18 protein-coding genes and 1 pseudogene are annotated in these 19,741 nt (G+C 70.3%); 9 read left to right on the top strand and 10 right to left on the bottom strand.

Annotated features, from left to right (window positions below; all coding sequences use genetic code 11):
* Nucleotides 1-316: 316 nt before the first annotated feature.
* The gene (locus tag VGZ32_RS07655) at nucleotides 317-742 is read right to left on the bottom strand and encodes an OsmC family peroxiredoxin (RefSeq protein ID WP_326885161.1); all 426 of its coding nucleotides are present in this window, start codon (nucleotides 740-742) and stop codon (nucleotides 317-319) included.
* 60 nt (nucleotides 743-802) lie between these two features.
* A complete protein-coding gene (locus tag VGZ32_RS07660) occupies nucleotides 803-2,386 on the bottom strand; it encodes a DUF2079 domain-containing protein (RefSeq protein WP_326885162.1) in 1,584 nt (527 codons plus the stop codon).
* A gap of 63 nt (nucleotides 2,387-2,449) precedes the next feature.
* Here VGZ32_RS07660 and VGZ32_RS07665 point away from each other — a divergent pair, with 63 nt between their 5' ends.
* Entirely contained in the window at nucleotides 2,450-3,640 is a 1,191-nt protein-coding gene (locus tag VGZ32_RS07665; RefSeq protein WP_349263531.1) for a class I SAM-dependent methyltransferase, read from the top strand.
* Here VGZ32_RS07665 and VGZ32_RS07670 read toward each other — a convergent pair.
* Together VGZ32_RS07670 and VGZ32_RS07675 are read right to left on the bottom strand one after the other, a co-directional pair.
* Nucleotides 3,588-4,931 carry a HAMP domain-containing sensor histidine kinase gene (locus VGZ32_RS07670; RefSeq protein WP_326885164.1) on the bottom strand — a complete coding sequence of 448 codons (1,344 nt, stop codon included), beginning with the start codon at nucleotides 4,929-4,931 and terminating at the stop codon, nucleotides 3,588-3,590. The genes VGZ32_RS07665 and VGZ32_RS07670 overlap by 53 nt on opposite strands.
* 7 nt (nucleotides 4,932-4,938) lie before the next feature.
* Complete coding sequence (locus VGZ32_RS07675) at nucleotides 4,939-5,622, bottom strand: response regulator transcription factor (RefSeq protein ID WP_326885165.1); 684 nt, start codon at nucleotides 5,620-5,622, stop codon at nucleotides 4,939-4,941.
* A gap of 40 nt (nucleotides 5,623-5,662) precedes the next feature.
* Between VGZ32_RS07675 and VGZ32_RS07680 the strand changes: the two genes are divergently transcribed.
* Entirely contained in the window at nucleotides 5,663-6,211 is a 549-nt protein-coding gene (locus VGZ32_RS07680) for a hypothetical protein (protein WP_326885166.1), read from the top strand.
* 348 nt (nucleotides 6,212-6,559) lie between these two features.
* Entirely contained in the window at nucleotides 6,560-8,065 is a 1,506-nt protein-coding gene (locus VGZ32_RS07685; RefSeq protein ID WP_326885167.1) for a cellulose binding domain-containing protein, read from the top strand.
* Nucleotides 8,066-8,389: 324 nt separating this feature from the next.
* Here VGZ32_RS07685 and VGZ32_RS07690 read toward each other — a convergent pair whose 3' ends face one another.
* Together VGZ32_RS07690 and VGZ32_RS07695 are read right to left on the bottom strand one after the other, a co-directional pair.
* A complete protein-coding gene (locus VGZ32_RS07690; RefSeq protein ID WP_326885168.1) occupies nucleotides 8,390-8,626 on the bottom strand; it encodes a DUF397 domain-containing protein in 237 nt (78 codons plus the stop codon).
* A 200-nt stretch (nucleotides 8,627-8,826) separates the two neighbouring features.
* A complete protein-coding gene (locus VGZ32_RS07695) occupies nucleotides 8,827-9,723 on the bottom strand; it encodes a helix-turn-helix transcriptional regulator (protein ID WP_326885169.1) in 897 nt (298 codons plus the stop codon).
* Nucleotides 9,724-9,887: 164 nt separating this feature from the next.
* On the opposite strand from VGZ32_RS07695, the gene VGZ32_RS07700 reads away from it, so the two are divergent.
* The 3 genes from VGZ32_RS07700 to VGZ32_RS07710 all read left to right on the top strand — a co-directional run bounded on the left by VGZ32_RS07700 (nucleotide 9,888) and on the right by VGZ32_RS07710 (nucleotide 11,931).
* Nucleotides 9,888-10,733 (top strand): SAM-dependent methyltransferase, encoded by an 846-nt coding sequence (locus tag VGZ32_RS07700; protein ID WP_326885170.1) that lies wholly within the window; start codon nucleotides 9,888-9,890, stop codon nucleotides 10,731-10,733.
* A gap of 158 nt (nucleotides 10,734-10,891) precedes the next feature.
* A complete protein-coding gene (locus tag VGZ32_RS07705; protein WP_326885171.1) occupies nucleotides 10,892-11,383 on the top strand; it encodes a metallophosphoesterase family protein in 492 nt (163 codons plus the stop codon).
* Between the two features lie 131 nt (nucleotides 11,384-11,514).
* Nucleotides 11,515-11,931, top strand: coding sequence for a DUF1707 domain-containing protein (locus tag VGZ32_RS07710; RefSeq protein WP_326885172.1), 417 nt, complete (start codon nucleotides 11,515-11,517; stop codon nucleotides 11,929-11,931).
* A 27-nt stretch (nucleotides 11,932-11,958) separates the two neighbouring features.
* On the opposite strand, the gene VGZ32_RS07715 is transcribed toward VGZ32_RS07710, so the two are convergent.
* Both VGZ32_RS07715 and VGZ32_RS07720 read right to left on the bottom strand, forming a co-directional pair.
* Nucleotides 11,959-13,770 carry a glycosyl hydrolase family 28-related protein gene (locus VGZ32_RS07715; RefSeq protein WP_326885173.1) on the bottom strand — a complete coding sequence of 604 codons (1,812 nt, stop codon included), beginning with the start codon at nucleotides 13,768-13,770 and terminating at the stop codon, nucleotides 11,959-11,961.
* 455 nt (nucleotides 13,771-14,225) lie between these two features.
* Entirely contained in the window at nucleotides 14,226-14,753 is a 528-nt protein-coding gene (locus VGZ32_RS07720; RefSeq protein WP_326885174.1) for a hypothetical protein, read from the bottom strand.
* A 173-nt stretch (nucleotides 14,754-14,926) separates the two neighbouring features.
* Between VGZ32_RS07720 and VGZ32_RS07725 the strand changes: the two genes are divergently transcribed.
* Nucleotides 14,927-15,253, top strand: coding sequence for a hypothetical protein (locus VGZ32_RS07725; RefSeq protein WP_326885175.1), 327 nt, complete (start codon nucleotides 14,927-14,929; stop codon nucleotides 15,251-15,253).
* Here VGZ32_RS07725 and VGZ32_RS07730 read toward each other — a convergent pair.
* The gene (locus tag VGZ32_RS07730; protein WP_326885176.1) at nucleotides 15,176-16,327 is read right to left on the bottom strand and encodes a hypothetical protein; all 1,152 of its coding nucleotides are present in this window, start codon (nucleotides 16,325-16,327) and stop codon (nucleotides 15,176-15,178) included. The genes VGZ32_RS07725 and VGZ32_RS07730 overlap by 78 nt on opposite strands.
* A gap of 989 nt (nucleotides 16,328-17,316) precedes the next feature.
* On the opposite strand from VGZ32_RS07730, the gene VGZ32_RS07735 reads away from it, so the two are divergent.
* Nucleotides 17,317-18,351 (top strand): hypothetical protein, encoded by a 1,035-nt coding sequence (locus VGZ32_RS07735; RefSeq protein WP_326885177.1) that lies wholly within the window; start codon nucleotides 17,317-17,319, stop codon nucleotides 18,349-18,351.
* 80 nt (nucleotides 18,352-18,431) lie between these two features.
* Here VGZ32_RS07735 and VGZ32_RS07740 read toward each other — a convergent pair whose 3' ends face one another.
* Nucleotides 18,432-19,343 (bottom strand): alcohol dehydrogenase catalytic domain-containing protein, encoded by a 912-nt coding sequence (locus VGZ32_RS07740; protein ID WP_326885178.1) that lies wholly within the window; start codon nucleotides 19,341-19,343, stop codon nucleotides 18,432-18,434.
* A gap of 90 nt (nucleotides 19,344-19,433) precedes the next feature.
* Between VGZ32_RS07740 and VGZ32_RS07745 the strand changes: the two are divergent.
* Nucleotides 19,434-19,741 (top strand): annotated as a pseudogene (locus VGZ32_RS07745) (MarR family transcriptional regulator); the annotation flags it as partial.

Here is a 19,741-nt window from a genome sequence, read left to right on the forward strand (position 1 = left end):
CGGTAGCGGAGACCCGGTAGCAAAAACCCAGAAGCAATGACCCAGTAACAAAGACTCGGCAGCGAAGAGTCCGGGGCCGCTTCGCGACCTTCGTGGGGCTCGGGAAACGAGTATTCAATCAAGGTTTGAGCTGTGGTTTTCTGCTGCTTCTGTGCCAGAGGGGTCGATGTCCCGCGAGGTGGGACATCGACCCCTCATTCGCTGTCGGCGGCGGTCTCGGTGCCGACCCGGATCTAAAACGACCGGTCGTCTTGAAACCGACTGGGCGCGCGATGGCCCAACTCGGTCAGGTCGACTTGATTAGAGACCAGTTCGGTCAGACCAGCTCGGCCTCAAGGCTGATCGGCACGGCCTTGAGCGCCTGGGAGACCGGGCAGCCCTCCTTGGCCTTGGCCGCGAAGTCCGCGAACTCGTCCGCGGTCAGGCCCGGGACCGCCGCGCGGACCTTCAGCCGGATCGCGGTGATGCCGGTGCCGGGCTGGAAGTCCACCTCGGCCGCGGTGTCCACCGTGCTCGGCGGCGTGCCGTTCTGGGACAGGGCGTGCGAGAGCGCCATCGAGAAGCAGGTCGAGTGGGCCGCCGCGATCAGCTCCTCGGGCGAGGTGACCCCGTTCGGCTCGGCGGAGCGGGCCGCCCAGGTGACGTCGAACTCGCCGAGGTTGGATGAGTTGAACGAGACCCGGCCCTTGCCCTCGAGCAGGCTGCCTTCCCAGTGCGCCGCCGCATTGCGTGTAACCGCCACAGTTCGCTCCCGTCTGGGTAACCGTCAGATCGAGAACATCCTAGGGTGCCACCTCTATTACTACACCTTCTGCAGCACGTAGATGCCGTAGCCGTCCTGATAGATGATCTTGTACTTGACGCCCGGATGCCGCTGTTCCTCGAAGCTCACGACGTCGGTGATCGCCGGGCTGAAGCCGGACACCACCTGGTCGAACACCACGTAGTCGGTGGCGGGGTTCTGGTTGCCGACCCAGTAGGCGTCGTGCCTGGCCGACAGCGGTGCGAGCATGTTGATCGTGGTCTCGACCGAGGTGCCGTTGGGGACCAGCGACATCGCATGCCGGAGCGCGTCGGTCCGCGGGTCGAAGGTGAAGGTGCCGGGGGAGAAGAACTGACCATACGAATACTGCGGCACCAGGGCGAACGCGACGGCGAGCATGGCCGGTGCGCCGTGCCGCCCCATCGCGGAACTCACCCCCCGGCCCCACCGCCGCAGCGCGTGCGCGCCCTCAGGCAGGGGACCAGCCGCACGCGCCCGGATGATCCCGTCAGCGGCCGCGGCGAACAGCAGCGGCATCAGGATCGCGTTGTAGTGCCAGGTGGTTCCCCAGAACGTGGCGTTGGTGGTCATGAAGCGCGAGCCGAGGTTCGGCACGGCGATCAACGTCAGCGGGGATCTGAGCGCGACGAACGCCGTGACGGACAGCAGCAGGAAGAGCAGTTCGAGCTTGCCGCCCGCGTTCTGCGCGGTCTGGCCGATCAGGCAGGTGATCGGCTGATGCGGCGTCACAGTCGGATCCGCGCAGCCGCCCTTGTTCCAGTACTCATATGTATGGGTGGGGTTGAGCGACGGGATGATCCAGTACACCGCCAGCAGCGAGCCCGCGGTCCCGGCGGCCGACAGCGCGGCGCCGACGAATGTGCGCCCGCGCAGGATGATCGCGATGCCGAGCGGGAGCACCAGCGTGATCCCCAGGTCCTCCTTGCACAACAGCAGCGGCAGCGACCAGAGCGCGGCCGCCACGTATCGCTCCCGGATGAACGCGCACAGCGCGAACGCGATCAGCGGCACCGCGAAGGCGATCTCGTGGAAGTCCGCGTCGATCGCCTCGGCCAGGCCGAACGACAGGCCGTATCCGATGCCGAGCGCGTACCCGGCGCCGGGTCCGATCCGGTCGACGCCGAGCCTGGTGATGGGCACGGCGCCGAGCGCGAACAGCGCCGCCTGCGCCACCAGCAGCGTGACGGCGCTGGGGAAGAGCAGGAAGATCGGGCCGAGCGCCGCGATGATCGGGGAGAAGTGCTCGCCGAGGATCTCGTAGCCGGGCCCGCGGGCGTCGTCGAGCGGCGCGTGGAAATGCGCGTACTGCTTGACCGCCTCGGTGAAGATGCCCAGATCCCACGACGTCGGCGCCATCCGCTGGTAGCGGGCGAGCGACAGGGCGAGATAGACCAGCGTCAACCCGAACGCGAGCAGCCACGGACCCAGGCCGGAGAGCGTCGGCCGGCCCGGCCGCCACGGCCAGCCCGCGGCGCGCTCGTACTGCCGCGCCTCGTCGCCGAAACGCGGAGCGGGGATCGTCTCGGTCGTCTTGGCGGGCGAGCTCTCGAGGATCTCGCCCTCGAAACCGCCGCCCGCTTCCTCCGCGCTGGTGTGGGCCACCCAGGGAGGGTATCTACCGATACGCACCAGGTCCATCGTGCGCCGGCGGGCTGACCCGGGAGAATGACTCCTGTGGAACCAGGCGAGTTCGAGGCGCTGCTCGGCGGTCCGGGACGGGAGCTGTTGGACGAGCTCCACCGGGACGGATACGACGGGTCGGCGGCGTTGGCCCTCGCGACGAAGCTGCGCGCCCGCTACCCGGCGCCGCTCGTCTCGGCCGCGCTGACCCAGGCCCGGCTGCGGGCGCGCGCCGCCGCGAAGTTCGGCGCCGAGGCCGAGTCGCTCTACTTCACCCCCGCGGGGCTTGAGCAGTCCACCCGCCGCTCTGTCGCCGAGCTGCGGGCCCGGCGGTACGCGGCCGCCGGCGCCCACCGAGTCGCGGACCTGTGCTGCGGGATAGGCGGCGACGCGCTCGCGTTCGCCAGGGCGGGCATCGGCGTGCTCGCGGTCGACCGGGATCCGCTCACCTGCGCCGTGGCCCGAGCCAACGCGCGGGTCACGGGCCTCGCTGAGCTGATCGAGGTCCGGTGCGCCGATGTCACGGAACTTTTCCCGGAAGACGAGGACTGCGACGCGGTGTTCCTCGATCCGGCGCGGCGGACGGACCTCGGCCGCGTGTTCAACCCCGCCGCGTACTCGCCGCCATGGGAGTTCGCGCTGAGCCTGGCCCGGCGGGTCGCCGCGGCGGGCTTCAAGGTCGCCCCCGGTCTGCCGCACGAGCTGATCCCGGCCGGCGCCGAGGCGGAGTGGGTCTCGGACCACGGCGAGGTCAAGGAGGCGGGGATCTACTTCGGCCCGCTCGCCTCCGCCTCCCGCCGCGCGACGCTCCTGCCGGGCCCGCACGTGCTCGAGGCGCGCGGCCTGCCGGATCCTGAGCCGACGCCCGTGCGGCGCTATCTCTACGAGCCGGACGGCGCCGTCATCCGCGCCCACCTGCTCGGCGAGCTGGCCGCCGAGCTCGGCGCCGCGACTATCGATCCGACCATCGCCTACCTGACCTCGGACCACCTCGCCGAGACGCCCTACGCGACGGCCTACGAGATCACCGACATCCTGCCGTTCTCGGTCAAACGCCTGCGGGTGTTCATCGCGCAGCACCGGATCGGCCGGCTCACCGTCAAGAAGCGGGGCGCGGACATCGACCCGGCCGTGCTCTACAAGCAGCTGCGGCCCGCCGGACCCGAGTCGGCGGTGCTCTTCGTCACCCGCGTCCTCGGCGCGCATACCGCCTTGGTCGCCCGATCCGCGCGCTGACCGAGTCCTCGGTGCGGAACGAGACGTGCACCTGCGCGCCGCCGAGCGAGGAGCGGTCCACGGTCAACGATCCGCCGGTGCGTTCGGCCAGCTTGCGCACAATATCCAGGCCGAGGCCGGTCGAGCCGACGCCGCCGGTGCCCTCGCCGCGGCGCAGCGCCCGGTCGTAATCGTGGAAGCCGGGGCCCGAATCGTCCACCAGGATCGCCACGGAGCCGTTGCCCCGGTGCACGGTGACCTGGAAGGACGCGCCCTCGGGGGTGTGCCGGAACACGTTGCCCAGCACCGCGTCCAGAGCGGCGCCGAGCTCGGGCGCGCCGACCGGGACGGGCGCCGGACCGGCCGCGGTGACCAGCTGCCACGGCCGCTCCTGGTCCTCGGCCAGGGCCGACCAGAACGCCATCCGCTCGGCCACCACCGCGGCCACGTCGCACGAGACGCCGACCTCGGCGTTGTGCGCCGTCGTGCCGCCGCGGGCCGCCTTGATGATCGAGTCGACCTCCTGCTCGAGCTTCGCCACCGCGTCGCGGGTGGACGCCGCCTCGGGCATGTCGCCGAGGGTGTTGGCGTTGAGGCGCAGCGCGGTGAGTGGAGTCCGCAGCCGGTGTGAGAGGTCGGCGACCAGCTCGCGCTCGGCCGCGAGCAGGTGCACCACGCGGTCGGCCATCACGTTGAACGCGACGCCCGCTTCCTGCAATTCGTGCGGCCCGGCCGCGTCCACGCGCACGGAGGTGTCGCCGTCGCCGAGCCGGCGCGAGGCGTCGGCGAGATGGCGCGCGGCGCCGACGACGCGGGTCGCCAGGCGGTCGGCGACGAGGGTGGAGCCGAGCACGAGCGTCAGCGCGACGCCGCTGAGGATGAGCCAGCCGCGCAGCACTCCCTGCCGGGTGTGCCCCGCGTCGATGAAGACCTCGATCAGCGTCACCCCGCCGCTGACCACTTCCGGCTGTACCAGAACGGTGCCGCCCGGGACGGCCAGCGTCACCGCCCGGCCGGTCGTGGCCACCGCGTCGAGCTGGCCGCTAGACGCGCGCGGCGTGCCGATCGAACCGCCGCCCGGCAGGCGCAGCGCGATGTTCTGATAACCGTCCATCGTGTCGAGCGCGCCCTCGAGCGCCGAGCGGTCGGTGGTCACCGCGAGCAGCGGTTCGATCGCGGCGACCCGCGTCTGGGCGTCGGCGTAGGCACGCTGGGCGGCGATGTGGTCGATCGCGAAACCCAGGGGGATCAGGAAGGCGAGCGCGACCATGCTGGTGACGGCGAGCGCGACTCGCGCGAGAGCCCATCTCATCGCGCCCTCACTGCCCTGGGGGTGCGTTCAGCCGCACCCCGACACCGCGCACCGTGTGCAGATAACGCGGAGCGCTCGCCTTCTCTCCGAGCTTGCGCCGCAGCCAGGACAGGTGGACGTCGATGGTCTGGTCGTCGCCATAAGGCAGCTGCCACACCTCGGTCAGCAGCTCCCGCCGGGTGACCACTTCGCCCGGCCGGGCCGCGAGGTAGGCGAGCAGGTCGAACTCGCGGCGGCTCAGGTCGAGCGCGCGTCCGTCCAGGCTCGCCTCGCGGCGCCGCGGATCGACCTCGAGCCCGCCGACCCGCAGGATCGCCGGGGTCTGGCCGGAGCCCGTGCGCCGCAGCAGCGCCGCGATGCGCGCCGCCAGATGGCCGCCGGAGAACGGCTTGACCAGGTAGTCGTCCGCGCCCGCGTTCAGCAGCTTGATGATCTCGGCCTCGTCGTCCCGGGCGGTCGCGATGATGACCGGAACCTGGGTCACCGCGCGCAGCATCTTCAGCGTCTCCGAGCCGTCCAGGTCGGGCAGGCCCAGGTCGAGCACGATGATGTCGCCCGGGTCGCGGCTGGCCTCGCGCAGCGCCGCCAGGGCCGTGCCCGCGCTGCGCACGGCGTGCCCGAACCCGGTCAGCTGATGGATCACCGCGGACCGAACATCCGGATCGTCTTCGACGAGGAGCACGTTGGCCATAGTCTGGCAACCTATTGCACGACTGAGAGGGAGGGAACCGGTGAGCCTGGTCGCGTCACGCTCCGGCCGCTGGTCCGCGTCGGCGGTGGCCGCCTGGTGCGCCGCGACGGCCGCGGCGGCCGGCGTGGCCTGGCTCGGCGTGGACTCCGTGCTGATTCCGGCGGCCGAGGCGCCGCCCGCGGTCATCGCCGCCGGCGCGAGCCCGACGAGCGCGCCCGACGTGGCCACGCCGACCGAGCCGCCCTCGCCGCCGACGCACACCTCGCTCGGTCTCGGCGGGGTGTCCATCACGTCGAAACACTCCGCGTCGCCGTCCGTGTCCGCGTCCGCGTCCGCTTCAGGATCGCCCTCGGCGAGCGGGGCCGGGACGCTCTCGCGGTACCAGACCGGCGGCGGCGTCGTGGTCCTGTCCATGACGTCCGACTCGGCCGCCTTGGTCTCGGCCACCCCTGCCGCCGGATACTCGGTGCAGAACTGGGGGGCGGCCGGATGGCTGCGGGTCGACTTCACCGAGGGCTCGACGGTTTATTCGGTGTACGCGACATGGAACGGCTACTCCCCCAAAGTCCAGGTGGTTGGGCCCAACTAAAGCCCGTTGGAGCAATGACATCACCCGGGAACGCGCCTTGGAGAGCCCGGAGGCATAGGTCTGCGCCAGCCTGAAGCAGTCTTATGACGCGCTTAATGATCGATGGCTGTCAGGTCGCGTTCGCCTCGCTACGGTGAGGGCTCGCCCGCTTCGAAGTGACCGGAGCGGCGGCGAAAGATCTCGCTGCAGGGAACTCCCTTCTCCCCGCCGCGCGATCTACAGCCGCCATGAAGCCTCGGTCAGCTTCGAAGCACAGAAGCGGGTTCAACTTCGTTGTTGAACCCGCCATCCGGGCGTCAAGCCAGCTGAACCACCTGAGCCACCTGAACCGCCTGGAGGACTGTTTTCATGGGAAGCCATGCCGTCGAGCCGACGCCTCCCGCCCGGCCCGGCCGCAGAAGCAGGACCCTGAAACTCGCCGCGCTCGGCACCGGCGCCACCGTGGCCGCGGTCGGCACCGCGTTCGCCATGGCGGGCGGGGCGAACGCGGCCGCCCCGAACGTGGCGTACCGGCAGACCAGCTCCTGGGACGGCGGGTACGTCGCCCAGTACACGATCACGAACACCACCTCGGCGGCGATGTCGACCTGGTCGGTGGCGTTCACCCTGCCCTCCGGCTCGAGTGTCGCGAGCCTGTGGAACGGAACCGAGAGCAGCAGCGGCCAGAAGTACACGGTGACACCCGCGAGCTGGGACGCGTCGATCGCGGTCGGCGCGAGCGTCAGCTTCGGCTTCCAGGTCAACGGTTCGGGCCAGCCGACCGGCTGCACGATCAACGGAGCGGCCTGCACCGCGTCCGGCGGCTCCCCCTCCGGCCCGGCGAGCCCGTCCGCCGTGGTGACCACGCCCAGCTCCCCGGCCGCCAGCCCGACGGCGACGAAGTCCACCCCGAGCGGCGGCACGAGTTCGTCGCCGACCGGCACGGGCGCGGGAAGCGGATCGGGCTCTGCGGGCTCCGGCGTGTTCGGCAAGTTCGCGCCGTACGCCGACGTGTCGCTCTACCCGCTGTACGCGCTGTCGTCGAAGGCTTCGACGGAGGGCACCAAGTTCTTCAACCTGGCGTTCATCACGGCCAATGGAGGCTGCACGCCGGCTTGGGGCGGCGTGACGGCGCTGGCCGACCCGTCCATGAGCTCTGACATCAGCGCCCTGCGCAGCGCGGGCGGCGACGTGCGCGTCTCGTTCGGCGGCGCCTCGGGCACCGAGCTGGCCCAGTCCTGTGGTTCGGCGTCGGCGCTCGCCGCGGCGTACCAGAAGGTGATCACGGCCTACTCGCTCAAGTACGTGGACTTCGACGTCGAGGGCGCGTCGATCGCGGACACGGCCTCGGTGAACCTGCGCAACCAGGCGCTGGCCATCGTCGAGGCGAACAACCCCGGGATCAAGGTCTCGTACACCCTGCCGGTGATGCCGGACGGGCTGACCAGCCAGGGCGTCGCGATCCTGTCGTCCGCCAAGAGCAACGGCGTGGCGCTCGACGCGGTGAACGTCATGGCGATGGACTACGGGTCCTCCTACACCGGAGACATGGCCGGATACGCCGAGCAGGCCGCGACCGCGACCGCCGGGCAGATCCAGTCCGTGTGGTCCTCGCTCTCCAAAGCCCAGGCGCTGGCCAAGGTCGCGGTGACCCCGATGATCGGCGTCAACGACGTGAGCAGCGAGACGTTCACGGTGGCCGACGCGTCGGCGCTGGCCTCGTGGGCCAAGAGCAACGGCCTGGCCTGGATTTCATTCTGGTCGGCGACGCGTGACGGCCAGTGCTCCGGCGGGGCGCAGGCCTATGCTTCGCCGACCTGCTCCTCAGTCGCGCAGGGGGCGGGCGCCTTCGGCCAGGCGATGAGCGCCTACTAGGGGGTGTTTGGGAAGTATCGTCGGATGAGCCCGCGGCGTCTGACGCGTGCGATTCGCAAGGCGGCGGAGCTCCCTCATATCGGGAATATGTGGGTGCTTCGCCAACGCAGCGAGCGTGCGTGGCAGGCGCCGCGGGCCCGGCGAGACTTTCCAAACACCCCCAGGGCTCCGGTCGCCGGTCGTGAGGGACCGACCGGCGGGCGCCGGACACGCGCCGACCGCCCACCCCAGGGGAGTGGGCGGTCGGCGTGCGTGGTCCGTGCCGGTCCTGGCGTCCGGCCGGGCCGTGGTCGAATCCTGATGTGCCCGGCTCCGCTCGGTCGCTCAGCCGAGCAGGTCGTCGAACTCGCCGTCCTTGGCACCGGCCAGGAACGCGGCGAGTTCCGCCTTGGTGTAGATGAGCGCCGGCCCGCGCGGGTCGCGTGAGTTGCGCACCGCGATCCCGCCGTCGGCCAACGCGGCGACCTCGATGCAGTTGCCCTGCGCACCGCTGTGCGCGCTCTTTCGCCAGCCGGCGACCGCGAGCACCGCCGCGGACACGCCGTTCCGGATTTCGCCCATGCTGGGATCTCCCTTGCCCAAAACGGCATGCACAGCCCACATGCATGTGCATCCGCCGTATGCACGCAACGTAGCAGAGCGACACGCCTGCGTGGCCGCGTTTCATCAAATTGAGTGAGCACACGGTGATCCAGCGTGACCGCGGACCCGTCGTGACCGGCGGTCAAGCGTGCGCGGCGCCGCGAAAAACACGCTCGGTATCAGAGTTCGTTGCGCAGTTTCGCCAGCATCTGCCGGCTGTTGTGCGGCGTCTCCGCGTCGACGGCGAGGCGGTCGAAGGAGCGGCTGTAAACCTCGACATCGTCCAGCCGCTCGAGGTAGATCGCGCCGGTCAGATGCTGCACGTAGACGATGTCGGGCAGTTCGGCCTCTGCGAAGCGCAGCAGCGAGAAGGCGCTCTCGGCCGAGTAGCCGCTGCGGTGGTAGGGCACCACCTGAAGCGAAATGTTCCCGAGCGCCGTCAGGTCGAGCAGCCGCTCGATCTGCCCGAGCATCGTCTCCCGGCCGCCGATCGGCCGGTGCAGCACGGACTCGTCGATGATCGCCCACAGCCGCGGGGCCCGCGCCCCGAACAGGATCTGCTGGCGGCGGGTGCGCAGCGCGATGTGCCCCTCGACGTCGCCGGTCGCCGTCTCCGGACGCAGGCCGATCGCGATCGCCCGCGCGTACTGCTCGGTCTGGAGCAGGCCCGGCACGTACTGCAACTCGAAAGCCTGAATGCGGGTCGCCGTCTCCTCCAGGCCGAGGTAGTCCTCGAACCACTTCGGCATCAGATCGTTGAAGCGGTGCCACCAGTCCGGCTCGCGCGAGCGCCGGGCCAGCTGGAGGAACTGCTCGCGCTCGTCCGGGTCCGCCACGCCGTAGAGGGTGAGCAGGTCGGCCACGTCGCGTTCCTTGAAGCTGACCCGGCCGGTCTCCAGCCTGCTGATCTTCGAGGCCGAACCGCGCACCGCGTACCCGGCTTCGGCGCAGGTGATGTCCGCGCGCTCGCGCAGCCTGCGCAGCTGCGTGCCGAGAATCAGCCGTCGGACGGTCGGGCCGCGGTGCGCCGCTCCGCCAGGACCCGCACCGGGACCGGGGCCGGGAACAGTGCTCATGACTACCTTCCGTGGTGGCGGCGCGGACGCCGTGGCGGGCGCCCCGAGAGGCGTCTCTTTCACGGCCGAGGGTGAAGCCGCGTGCGTTTACGTGTGGAACACGAACTCTTACGCTAAGTTAAGCGCGCCTCACACACCACTCGCAATCACATCGGGAGACTGGGATGCCCGACAGCGCCCCCGGCGCCTCCGCACCAAAGGAAACCGTGCCCGTCGGAGTCGATCCGACCCGTGCCAGCATCGCGCGCGTCTACGACGCGTTCCTGAACGGCAAGGACAACTACGAGATCGACCGCCAGGTCATGTACGGCGTGCTCAAGGTGGCGCCGGAGGCCAGGGACCTGGCCACCGAGAATCGCAATTTCCTGATCCGGGCGTGCCGCTTCATCGCGGCGGAGACCGGGATCGACCAGTACCTCGACTGCGGCTCCGGCCTGCCGACCGCGGAGAACACGCACCAGGTGGTGCAGCGCTTCAATCCGGAGGCGACCGTCGTCTACGTCGACAACGACCCGGTGGTGCTCGCGCACGGCCGCGCGCTGCTCGAGGAGGACGAGCGCTCCCACCTGATCTCGGCCGACATCTTCAAGCCGCACGAGGTCATCGAGCACGAGCTGGTCCAGAAGACCATCGACTTCACCCGGCCCGTGGCGCTGCTCCAGTGTGGGACCCTGCATCACTACAACGGCCCGCGCGCGGCGCCCGCCGAGATCATGCGCGAGTACATCTCGCTCCTTCCGTCCGGTTCGTACGTGGTGATCAGCCACTTCCTCGACCCGGAGGACGAGCACTCCGAGGTGGCCCGCAAGATGGAGGACGTGTTCGTGCACAGCCCCATGGGCTCGGGCACCTTCCGCACCAGTACCGAGCTGGCGGAGCTGTTCGACGGACTGGAGCTGGTGCCCCCGGGCCTCACCCGGTGCGCGGACTGGTGGCCGGACGGCCCGCATCTCAAGCCGCTGAGCCAGGCGCAGTACTGCACCGCCGGGGCGGTCGGCCGCAAGCCTTAGCCTGACGGCGTTCGGGGCGGGACGAGGTACGCGCCAGCCGCGTGCAGATCGCCCCGCCCCGAACGCCGTATTGCTACCTTGACCGGCGCGTTAGTCCGACCGGGCGGGAACCCCGATTTCGCCGGAACGCCGCGACGAGTGAGGTATCTTCGGGTGCCGTGAGGGTCGTCGTGCTGTCCGACACACATGCGCCGCGGCGCTGGCACGGCTGCCCGGAAGCGGTCGCCGAGCATTTGCGCGCCGCCGACCTCATCCTGCACGCAGGCGACGTGTGCACCGCTTCGGTGCTCGACGAACTGGCGGCTTTCGCCCCCGTGCGTGCCGTGCTGGGCAATAACGACGGCCCGGACGTCGAGGCCTGGGGTGCGCCTGAGACCCTCGAGTTCGAGCTGGACGGCCTGCCGGTGGCGATGGTGCACGACGCCGGCCCGTCGGCCGGGCGCACGGCGCGCATGCATCGGTGGTTCCCCGAAGCGCGGCTGGTCGTCTTCGGGCATTCGCACATTCCGCTCGACGAGACCGGCGATTCGGTCCGCATCTTCAACCCGGGCTCGCCCACCGACCGCAGGCGGCAGCCGCGCGGCACGCTCGGCATCCTGGAGATCGAGCGCGGCGCCCTGCTGTCCGCGGCCATCGTGCCGGTGACCTGACTACTCCCGCCGTAGTACGCCGGGATGTCGCCGGGTGGAGGACGACGCCGCAAGGTTCACCCGGAAGAGTGGTCTATGGACCGGTCGACCGACGTGGCCGACCGGGCGGGGCAGCTTTTGGAGGCGGCGCTATGTACGACGACATCACCCCGAGGGCCGGCGGTCAGGTGCGCGTCGGCGATGCCGAGAGGGACCGCGCGGCGGCGGCACTCGGCGAGCACTTCAGCGCCGGCCGACTGGACCAGGCCGAGTTCGACGCCCGCGTGAACGGGGCACTGGCCGCCCGCACCGAGGCCGACCTCGCGGCGCTCTTCACCGATCTGCCCAGTGAGCCGAAGCCTCCGCAGCCGCAGCGCGCCGCCGGCCAGCCGTGGCCGGTTCGCTATGCGGCGCTGCCGTACGTGCTTCTCCCGATCGCGCTTGTGGCGGCCGTCGCCGCCGTGTCGCACGGCTTCCCGCCGTTCTTCCTGATTCCGTTGTTCTGGTGGATCCGGGTGCGACGCGGTCCGGCCCGCCGCATGATGCGACGGGCCGGATCCTTCCGCTAGTGAACGGGGCCTAGTGAACGGGGCCGCTTACGGGTAGGCCACCACGTTCGCTGGCCCTCCGGTGGCGGCGTTCGCCGCGGGCCCGGTTCCGTTGATCACCGAGTCGATGCCGCCTGAGCCGGTCAGAAATACGGTGAGGGTGTCGTGGAACTGGACCGCCGGGTTGTCCGGGGCCTGGAACGCCATGGCGTTGTGGATGTCCACGCCCTGATCGAAGAAGGAGTAGCTGCCCATTCCGTAGCCCTGGAAGGACTTCACGTCGTTCGGGATGTAGAACGCCGGGTAGCCCTTCTGGGTCGGGCCGGCCATCCACGCGGCCTGGCTCGGCACTTCGTACGGGTTCTCGTTCTGGAAGAAGATGACCGTGCCGTCCTGGCCGTTCCAGACGGTCTCGTACTTCTGGTAGTGCTCGACGGCCAGGCCGTAGGCGGTGACGTCGTCGCCGTTCACGATGACGCCGGTGTCGGCCGTGTCGGAGTTCCAGTTGCCGCCGCCCGCGCCGTGGTCAGCGCGCCAGGACCACAGGTCGTCGATGATCGAGTGGTCGCTGTTGTCGATGAAGCCGGCGACCGTCGATCCGACCTCGGCGCCGCCGATCCGGAAGAAGACGTCGCTGACGGTGACCGGGTCGGCGGCCGCGTCGAATCCGTTGCTGTTGTGCCCGATCCGCAGCAGCACCGGCGAGGTGACCGGTCCGGCGTCGAAGATCAGACCGGAGATCGCCACGCCGTCGCCGACGTTCGCGTCCATCGTGGTGTTGCCGTAGGCCGGGATCAAGGTCGCGAAGCCGAGGCCGACGATCTTCGTGTCGGGCCGCACGACGTGGATCGTGCGGGTGACGTTGTAGACCCCGGGAGTGAACAGCAGGTTCTCGCCGGCGGCCAGCGCCTTGTTGATCTGGTCGATCGTGGTGGACGGGTTGACCACGTCGAACGAGCTGAGTGGCAGCGAGGTGCCGGGGGTGTTCCCGGACGTCCAGGTCGGTCCGGAGGACTGCCACTGCGGTGAGGGCACGAACACCTGGTACTGGCCGCTCGAATCAAGGTATAGATACGGCGCTTCCTCGGTCACCGGGCACGTCCCCAGCGTGGTGTACGGCGCGGGACCGCCGTTGTGGCCCGAGTTGGCCGCGAAGCTCTGCGCGGGGGCTCCGGGGTCGCCGCAGAACACCTGGTTCCACACGCCGTTGGTCCAGCCGTCCAGGTTCGTGTTCCGGGTGATGTACTGCTGCTGCGAGCCGTTGATGACGGTGCTGCCGGTGAACTGCGAGTCGGCGATGAAGCCGCCGCTGGCGTAGTCCGGCGAGCCGTCGCAGTAGTCCATCAGGCTCACCTTGCCGTTGACGTTCACCCGGCGCAGCGGTGCGGCCTGCGAGGCGGCCCAGAACTCGGTGGCGGCGAAGCAGCCGCTGCCGCCGGCGACGTTGATCGTCAGGTTCGAGATCGAGCGCCAGAAGTTGTCGAGGGCGACGCAGTTGTTCGGGCCGAAGCACTGGTTGTACGTGTCGATCGAGCCGTTGATCACGACCTGGCCCGGGTTCTGGCCGAGGCCGGCGACGGCGGTGTAGTAGCCGACCTGGAAGATCAGAGGGTCGGCGGCCGAACCGTAGGTGCCCGGGGCGAAGTAGACCGCGTACCGCTGGGTGCCGAACTGGTTGGGGATCTGCTGGTTCGCGACGTCGTCGAGCGTGGTCTGGATCGAGCTCTGGGGCATGCTCGGATCGAACACGTAGACGTTCGGGCCGAGGACGCCGCCGGACGTACTCGGGGCGACGAGCGGCGGTGCGGACGCGCTGGCGCCGAGCGCCGGGCCGGAGACGAGCCCGAGGCCGACGACCATGGACGCGATCAACGCAGCACGGCCGGCGCGGCTGACGCGGCCGGGGGTCCGGTGAGGTCTGATCATGTACCGCCTTGCCCTTTCTCGAGGCGACACCGGAAACGCGAGCCGCCACCAGCGCTCGGGCGTAAACGTTTCCGAATATCGGCGTCTTGACCAACGTGCAGGTGAACGGGACGGATTAGTGCTATTCACAGAAGAATGTGTACTTCTCGGGAAGCGCACTTCTCGAGCGGAATGCGCGCTTCTCCGTGCGGTGTCGGCATCCGACCCGGCCCGCGCGGCGTGGGCGCGGGAGAACGGAGAGCGCTCTCCGCGCGACAGTGAACACGTGCGTTACAGCGGTGTCAAGCGGATGTGGCGCCGCGCCGACGCGGCGCCGGGGCCGACGCGGTCCAGAGAGACCTCACGGATGACCGGTCACTTTCCACGCGTCGCGATGACGATGCGGCCCGTCATGACTCGCCGCGGGCCCTGCGCTCGAACAGGTCGCGCCTGGCCTGCTCGTAGGGCGACAGATCGGTGACCGGCCTGAGCCCGAGCCACTCGAGCGGGAGATCCTGGGCCACGACGGCTATCCACGTGGTCCCGATCTGCCCGAAGCCCACCTCGACGCGGCCGCCCGACCACATCTCCACGGGCTGGCGGTCATCCCCGACCGGCAGGAAGATCTCGCGGGGCTGCTCGTCGACGCCCGCGACGCGATCAGTGCGCTCGGGCCCGTAATCGATCCCGGCACGCGCCAAGCCGTGCTGCAGCGCGCGCACGACCGCCGGCGTCCCCACCGGACCGCTGACGACTTCGACGTGCGGCTGTTCGTACCCATACATCGGGCCGAACCGCAGATGCACCTTGTCCTCGCTTTGCGGGTGGAGCTTCCCGCTGCCGAAAGTGAGGCCGATCAGATAGCCCTGCCAGGGCCACGCGTCGTCGAGGCCGTAGACCGTCCAGTCGGTCGGCACGGGCGGAATCGGGAACTGCATCGGTGGCATCGCCTTTCGCCTCCAGGGATAAGCAGCCGGGCCCCGTGCGTGGGGAGGATCGGGTCGGAACCGCGCGCAGTCGACAGGTGCTGACGGTAGATGCTGACGGACGGACCGTAGCGTCCCGTCCGTCAGCATCTGCGCGTAGGGCGAAGCGAGGAGATTCGCGACAGATGCACAGCGACACGGGAGAAGGGGACGAGATGTCGGCGACCGCTGCCGGAGCCGGGGCCGGAGCCGAGATCGGAGCACCCGACGCGCGCCGGCGCGCGTTGTTCGCGCTCTTACGCGCCGAGCTCGCCGCGGCCCAGGCCCGGGTGCTCGACGCCGGCTGCTCCCCGCGCGCGGTGTCCCGGCTGCTCGACGAGCGCATCAGTCTCCTGAGCGCAGACTGCCCGCTCGCGACCGAGCCGCGGACCGGCTCACCGCAGGGCCGCCACCCCGACGATGTCCAAGACCTCGGCGACGATCCGGTCGAGTGCGGCGGGATCGGCCAGTAGCGCCGAGACCCGCTCCTCGTGGCCCGGTCCGTCGTGCGGTGGCCGGTCCAGACCCCAGGCCGGGCCTGCCTCGGCGAACACCCGCCGCATGACGTCGGCGACGCACGCGCGAGGGTCCTCCCCGTCCGCCAACCGCCGCTCGAGCTCGTCGACGGCCAGCGCGGCCAGTTGGTCGAGCCGAGACTCGTCGTGCTCGCGCGCCGTGACGAAACAGAGCACTGAGCCCTGGTCCGCCTGGTCGTCGGGTGACTGCGTTCCCGCATATACGGGGGCTCGCTTGTGCCCGAGTGGGCGCTCGACGTACTTGAGATGCCAGTCGGGCCGGGTCCGCATCGCTGCCAGCACCGTCTCGATGTCGCGCTCGACGGCGGCCGGGTTGCCGCAGGACCAGTCGCCCAGAGCGGCGGCGCGGCGCTGCGCCCACACATCGACCGGCCACAGTCCGGACCCCGCCGCCACCGGCACGCCCACCCAGTCCAGTACCGCCAGGGCAAGCTCGGTCAGCCACGGGTCGTCGCCGAGTGCGGTGCCGAGCCACTTAGGCACCCGTGGCCGCTGTGCCGCCCCGCGTCGCCCGCGTTCTCTGCGGTGGCCGTCCACGGTTGCGGCGGTCAGCCGGCTGGCAATCCACGCCTCGAGGTTGTGGATCGGAGCGTGCGCGTGGCGCAGCACGTAGTCGACGACCGCCGCGACATCGTCCTGGAACCGGTCGAGGCAGTCGGCCGAGAGCGAGCGCACCGAGCGGGCGCACACCGGATGGCCGCGGCCGAGCTCGATGCGCCGAGTCAGCTGCGCGAACACGATCGGCCAAGCGAGCGCGTACACATCGGCCGCCAGCGCGGGACGGCCGACCGGGTCGGCGGCGGTCCGCACGATCAGGCCCGCGCCCGCCAACTCGCGCAGCGCTACGGGCCGCCCCTTGCCGAACCGTTCGGGCTGCGCCTCAGTGTTCTGAGGCAGTGCTTCAATGTTCTGCGAAGGGGCGTGGACGTGCCCGGTCGGCGCAGACGCATCCGGCGGCGCCCGGCGCGATTCACGCCGCGGGTGGGGGTTGGGTTCGGGCTCGCTGGACACGCTTGACCCTCCGAAGGCTGATACACGTGCGGCGCGGTGGCGAAGCCCTGGGCGGCGGCGGGACGGTGCCAAGTCGTGCGCTAGGTGGCGGCGCGGCATCGGTCCCCGCTCCGCCGTCCCCCCAAGCTCCGGCGCGGCCCGACGACGGCCGCCGGATCAGCTTTTCGCGCGGGCGGCGAGCGCACCGGCCAGACTGCGGCCAGAACTGGGCGGCACTGGCCACGCCGCGCACACCGCCTCGCCCGCCGGCGTTCGAGCTCGTCCATTCGGGCCTTTACTATGCACGCTTTTCGGCGTTATAGTGCATTTGTGCCTTTGGTGCTCCGAAGCGCCCCTTCAGGCCCGCGCCACGGCGGATGGCGTGTTCACCGTGACCCTGACGGACAGGCAACAGGAGACGGCGCGATCACCGCGGACACCGGCACCACGCCATTTGTGCGAGTGAGCCTCGCGGCTGCGTGACAACAGTCGCATATGCCAGCACAACTTAGTCCTCCCTGCCCCGTTGCCTGTTTCCTCTTCGAGAGGAAACAGGCAACTCCTATTGGTGACCCCTACACCTCGGCGAATCTGGTGATGACCGAACCAGCGTTCGAGGACAGAGGGGAGGGGCACCATGGAATCCCACGGCATCGTCTGGGCACTGCTGCAGTTGCTGGCTCGCTTCTCCGGCTGAACGCATCTGTCCGTCAGGAATGTGATGACACCGCCGATGAGAGCAGAGCGCACACAGGCCGAGCCCGGCACCGCTCGGCCGCCCCGCCGGCCCACGGCGGGTTCTACGAGGAGGGGAGGGAGGGGCCCGGCGGCCCCTCCCCGTAGCCGCCCGGGTCCGGCGGCAGGCGCCGGCACGGCAAAGGCGCAAAAAAGTATGGACCCTGACTCGATCATGCCGTTTTCCGGATAACCGGTCCAGCCTCCCAGGGCCGAAGCTACGCTTGGAATCGACCGCCCGGGGAGGTTCCGTGAGGATAGGGCGTAGCGCAGGCATGCCTCAGAACGCCGAGAGAAACGTCAAAGAGGTGGAACGGCTGCTCATCGCCGAGTTCACCGATCTGCGCCGCGGCTGGGGGGTGTCCTCGAACGCGCTCGGCGAGCGGGTCGGGGCGAACCTCGCGCGCCTTGCGGGCATCCCCTCGGACGCGGGCAACCAGGAAATCCGCCGCCGGATCCTAGCGCTGGTCGACCGGTTGCTGCGGGGCAGCTCCGAAGAGGACCGGCTGGTGGTCCGGGTGGCCCTGGGCATCGACCCGGAGGCGCGGCTGTCCCAGCTGACCGCGCGCACGCAGGAACTGGCGCGCCGGCTGCACTGCTCGGACCGCGGCGCCCGGCGCAAGATCGCCCGGGCGTTCACCCTGCTGGCCCAGGTCGGGGCGGCCGAACTGGGCGCCCCCTACGACCCCGAGGCGGACCCCGACGTCGGCTGGTACGTGCGGCGCTTCGAGGCGATCCTGCGGCTGGACCTGGACCGGCCGGAGGTGACCGAACAGCGCACCATCGTCGCCCGCTGGGACGGCCTGCGGCGGATCTCCGCCCGGTTCAGCGTGCCCAAGAACGGCGACAAGCGACTCGGACTATCCGGCCTCGAAGTGGAAACCCACTTCGGCGCACGGGTCAAGAACCGCGAGCAGCAGAGCGAATCGCACTTCCGCTACGTCCTGGACCTGCCCGGCCCGCTCCAGCGGGATCAGGAGCACGAATACGAGATCGTATTCCGGCTCCCCGAAGGCTGGCCGATGATCCCGCACTACGCCTTCGTGCCCCTCGTCACTTGTGAGTCGTTCCGCCTCCGGGTGCGCTTCGACCCGGCCTGCCCGCCTGCGGCCCTCTGGCGCCTGGACGGCCTCGCGCAGCGGGCTCTCGACGGCAGGCTGACCCCCGGCGAGCCGCTCCACCTCGACGCGCACGGCGAGGCGACCCTCCGCTTCGACCGCCTCGAGCAAGGGTTCGCATACGGCATCGAATGGCTCCCCGCGCCGTGCAGCGACGCGGCGGACAACGAGAACAACTCCTCGGCCGCCTGAGCGCGGCGCTGCGCAATCCGCCCGGCGACCAGCCCATCGTCGTACTCCCGACCGCCACGAGACCACGAGACCGGCTCGCCCTATTCGGCGGTGAGGATCAGCTTTTCGTGTGCCTGGCCGGCCTCGAGGAGGGCGTGCGCCTGGGCGGCGTCGCGCAGAGGTAGCAGCCGCTGGGCGCGCAGCCTGAGTTTGCCGGAGGCGAGCAGCGGCATGGTCTGGTCGAGTGCGTCAGGGGCGCGGTCCGGGGTCGGCGCGGAGAGCGCCACGCCGAAGTCGGCCGCGTGCTCGTCGGCGAGCGTGACCACTCGCGCAGGCCCGCCGGCGAGTTCGACGGCGTCGCCGAGCCCGCCCTTGCCTGCGGCGTCGAGAACGGCGTCGACCTTGCCGACGTGCGCGCGTACCTGCGAGAGGAGCGAGGTCCCGTAGCGCACGGGGATCGCCCCGAGCTGTCGCGCAAGCTGCTCGTCGCGCGCCGCGGCGGCGCTGATGACGGTAACGCCCTGGGACACGGCCAGTTGGGTGGCGATCAGGCCGACCGAGCCTCCGCCGCCGAGGACGAGCAGCGTCTCGCCCGGGGCGACCCGCAACTGTCGCAGGGTGCCGACGGCGGCTTCGGCCGAGGCCGGCAGCGCCGCGGCGTCAGCCCAGCTCACGCCAGCCGGCTTGGTGGTCCAGGCGGAGGCGAGGGCGTACTGGCCGTATCCGCCGAGCGCGGGCAGCTGGGATGCGACCTCCTCGCCGACCGCCACCCCGGTCACGCCCGGACCGAGGGCGTCGACCGTGCCCGCGGCCTCGAAGCCGAGTACCGCGGGAGAAGGCAGCGGGAAGACCTCCCGCAAGTCGCCGCGCCGGATCTTCAGGTCGGTCGGGCCGACCCCGGCGGCGCACACGCGAATCCTGATCTGGCCGTTTCCGGGCTCGGGCATGGCAACCTCGGACCACACGAACACCTCGGGCGGCCCGTACCCGGTGAGCACCGCTGCATGCGGCATGGTTAACCTCCAGGTCCCGGCGGTCCGCGCGAGGTGATTTCGAAGCGCGGCGCGCCTCGACGGCGGCGATCAACAGAAACACTAGGTGACATGTCACGCAATGACAAGGCGGTGCCAGTCCCCAAAGGCGGGTGGCTCGACGGCGAGCAACAGCGGGCCTGGCTGGCCTATATCCGGATCCATCTGCGCCTGGCGTACGAGATGAACCGCCAGCTGCAGTCCGACAGCGCCCTGTCGCTGCCCGATTACGACGTCCTGACGGCGCTGAGCGTCGCTGACGGAGGGCGGATGCCGATCACCGTGCTCGCCGCGCAGATCGGTTGGGAGCGCAGCCGGGTGTCCCACCACGTGCGGCGGATGGTCGGAAGAGACCTGGTGTCCTGCAAGCTGTCGGCCGC

It is taken from the genome of Actinocrinis sp., assembly GCF_035938995.1.
GTDB lineage: Bacteria > Actinomycetota > Actinomycetes > Streptomycetales > Catenulisporaceae > DASZGI01.

What these genes read in the sequence shown, in the direction of transcription:
- VGZ32_RS07665 (WP_349263531.1), top strand. Translation starts at nt 2,450, where the DNA reads ATGACTCCTGTGGAACCAGGCGAGTTCGAGGCGCTGCTCGGCGGTCCG.
- VGZ32_RS07670 (WP_326885164.1), bottom strand. Translation starts at nt 4,931, where the DNA reads ATGAGATGGGCTCTCGCGCGAGTCGCGCTCGCCGTCACCAGCATGGTC.
- VGZ32_RS07675 (WP_326885165.1), bottom strand. Translation starts at nt 5,622, where the DNA reads ATGGCCAACGTGCTCCTCGTCGAAGACGATCCGGATGTTCGGTCCGCG.
- VGZ32_RS07685 (WP_326885167.1), top strand. Translation starts at nt 6,560, where the DNA reads ATGGGAAGCCATGCCGTCGAGCCGACGCCTCCCGCCCGGCCCGGCCGC.
- VGZ32_RS07690 (WP_326885168.1), bottom strand. Translation starts at nt 8,626, where the DNA reads ATGGGCGAAATCCGGAACGGCGTGTCCGCGGCGGTGCTCGCGGTCGCC.
- VGZ32_RS07695 (WP_326885169.1), bottom strand. Translation starts at nt 9,723, where the DNA reads ATGAGCACTGTTCCCGGCCCCGGTCCCGGTGCGGGTCCTGGCGGAGCG.
- VGZ32_RS07700 (WP_326885170.1), top strand. Translation starts at nt 9,888, where the DNA reads ATGCCCGACAGCGCCCCCGGCGCCTCCGCACCAAAGGAAACCGTGCCC.
- VGZ32_RS07710 (WP_326885172.1), top strand. Translation starts at nt 11,515, where the DNA reads ATGTACGACGACATCACCCCGAGGGCCGGCGGTCAGGTGCGCGTCGGC.
- VGZ32_RS07715 (WP_326885173.1), bottom strand. Translation starts at nt 13,770, where the DNA reads ATGGTCGTCGGCCTCGGGCTCGTCTCCGGCCCGGCGCTCGGCGCCAGC.
- VGZ32_RS07720 (WP_326885174.1), bottom strand. Translation starts at nt 14,753, where the DNA reads ATGCAGTTCCCGATTCCGCCCGTGCCGACCGACTGGACGGTCTACGGC.
- VGZ32_RS07725 (WP_326885175.1), top strand. Translation starts at nt 14,927, where the DNA reads ATGCACAGCGACACGGGAGAAGGGGACGAGATGTCGGCGACCGCTGCC.
- VGZ32_RS07735 (WP_326885177.1), top strand. Translation starts at nt 17,317, where the DNA reads ATGCCTCAGAACGCCGAGAGAAACGTCAAAGAGGTGGAACGGCTGCTC.
- VGZ32_RS07740 (WP_326885178.1), bottom strand. Translation starts at nt 19,343, where the DNA reads ATGCCGCATGCAGCGGTGCTCACCGGGTACGGGCCGCCCGAGGTGTTC.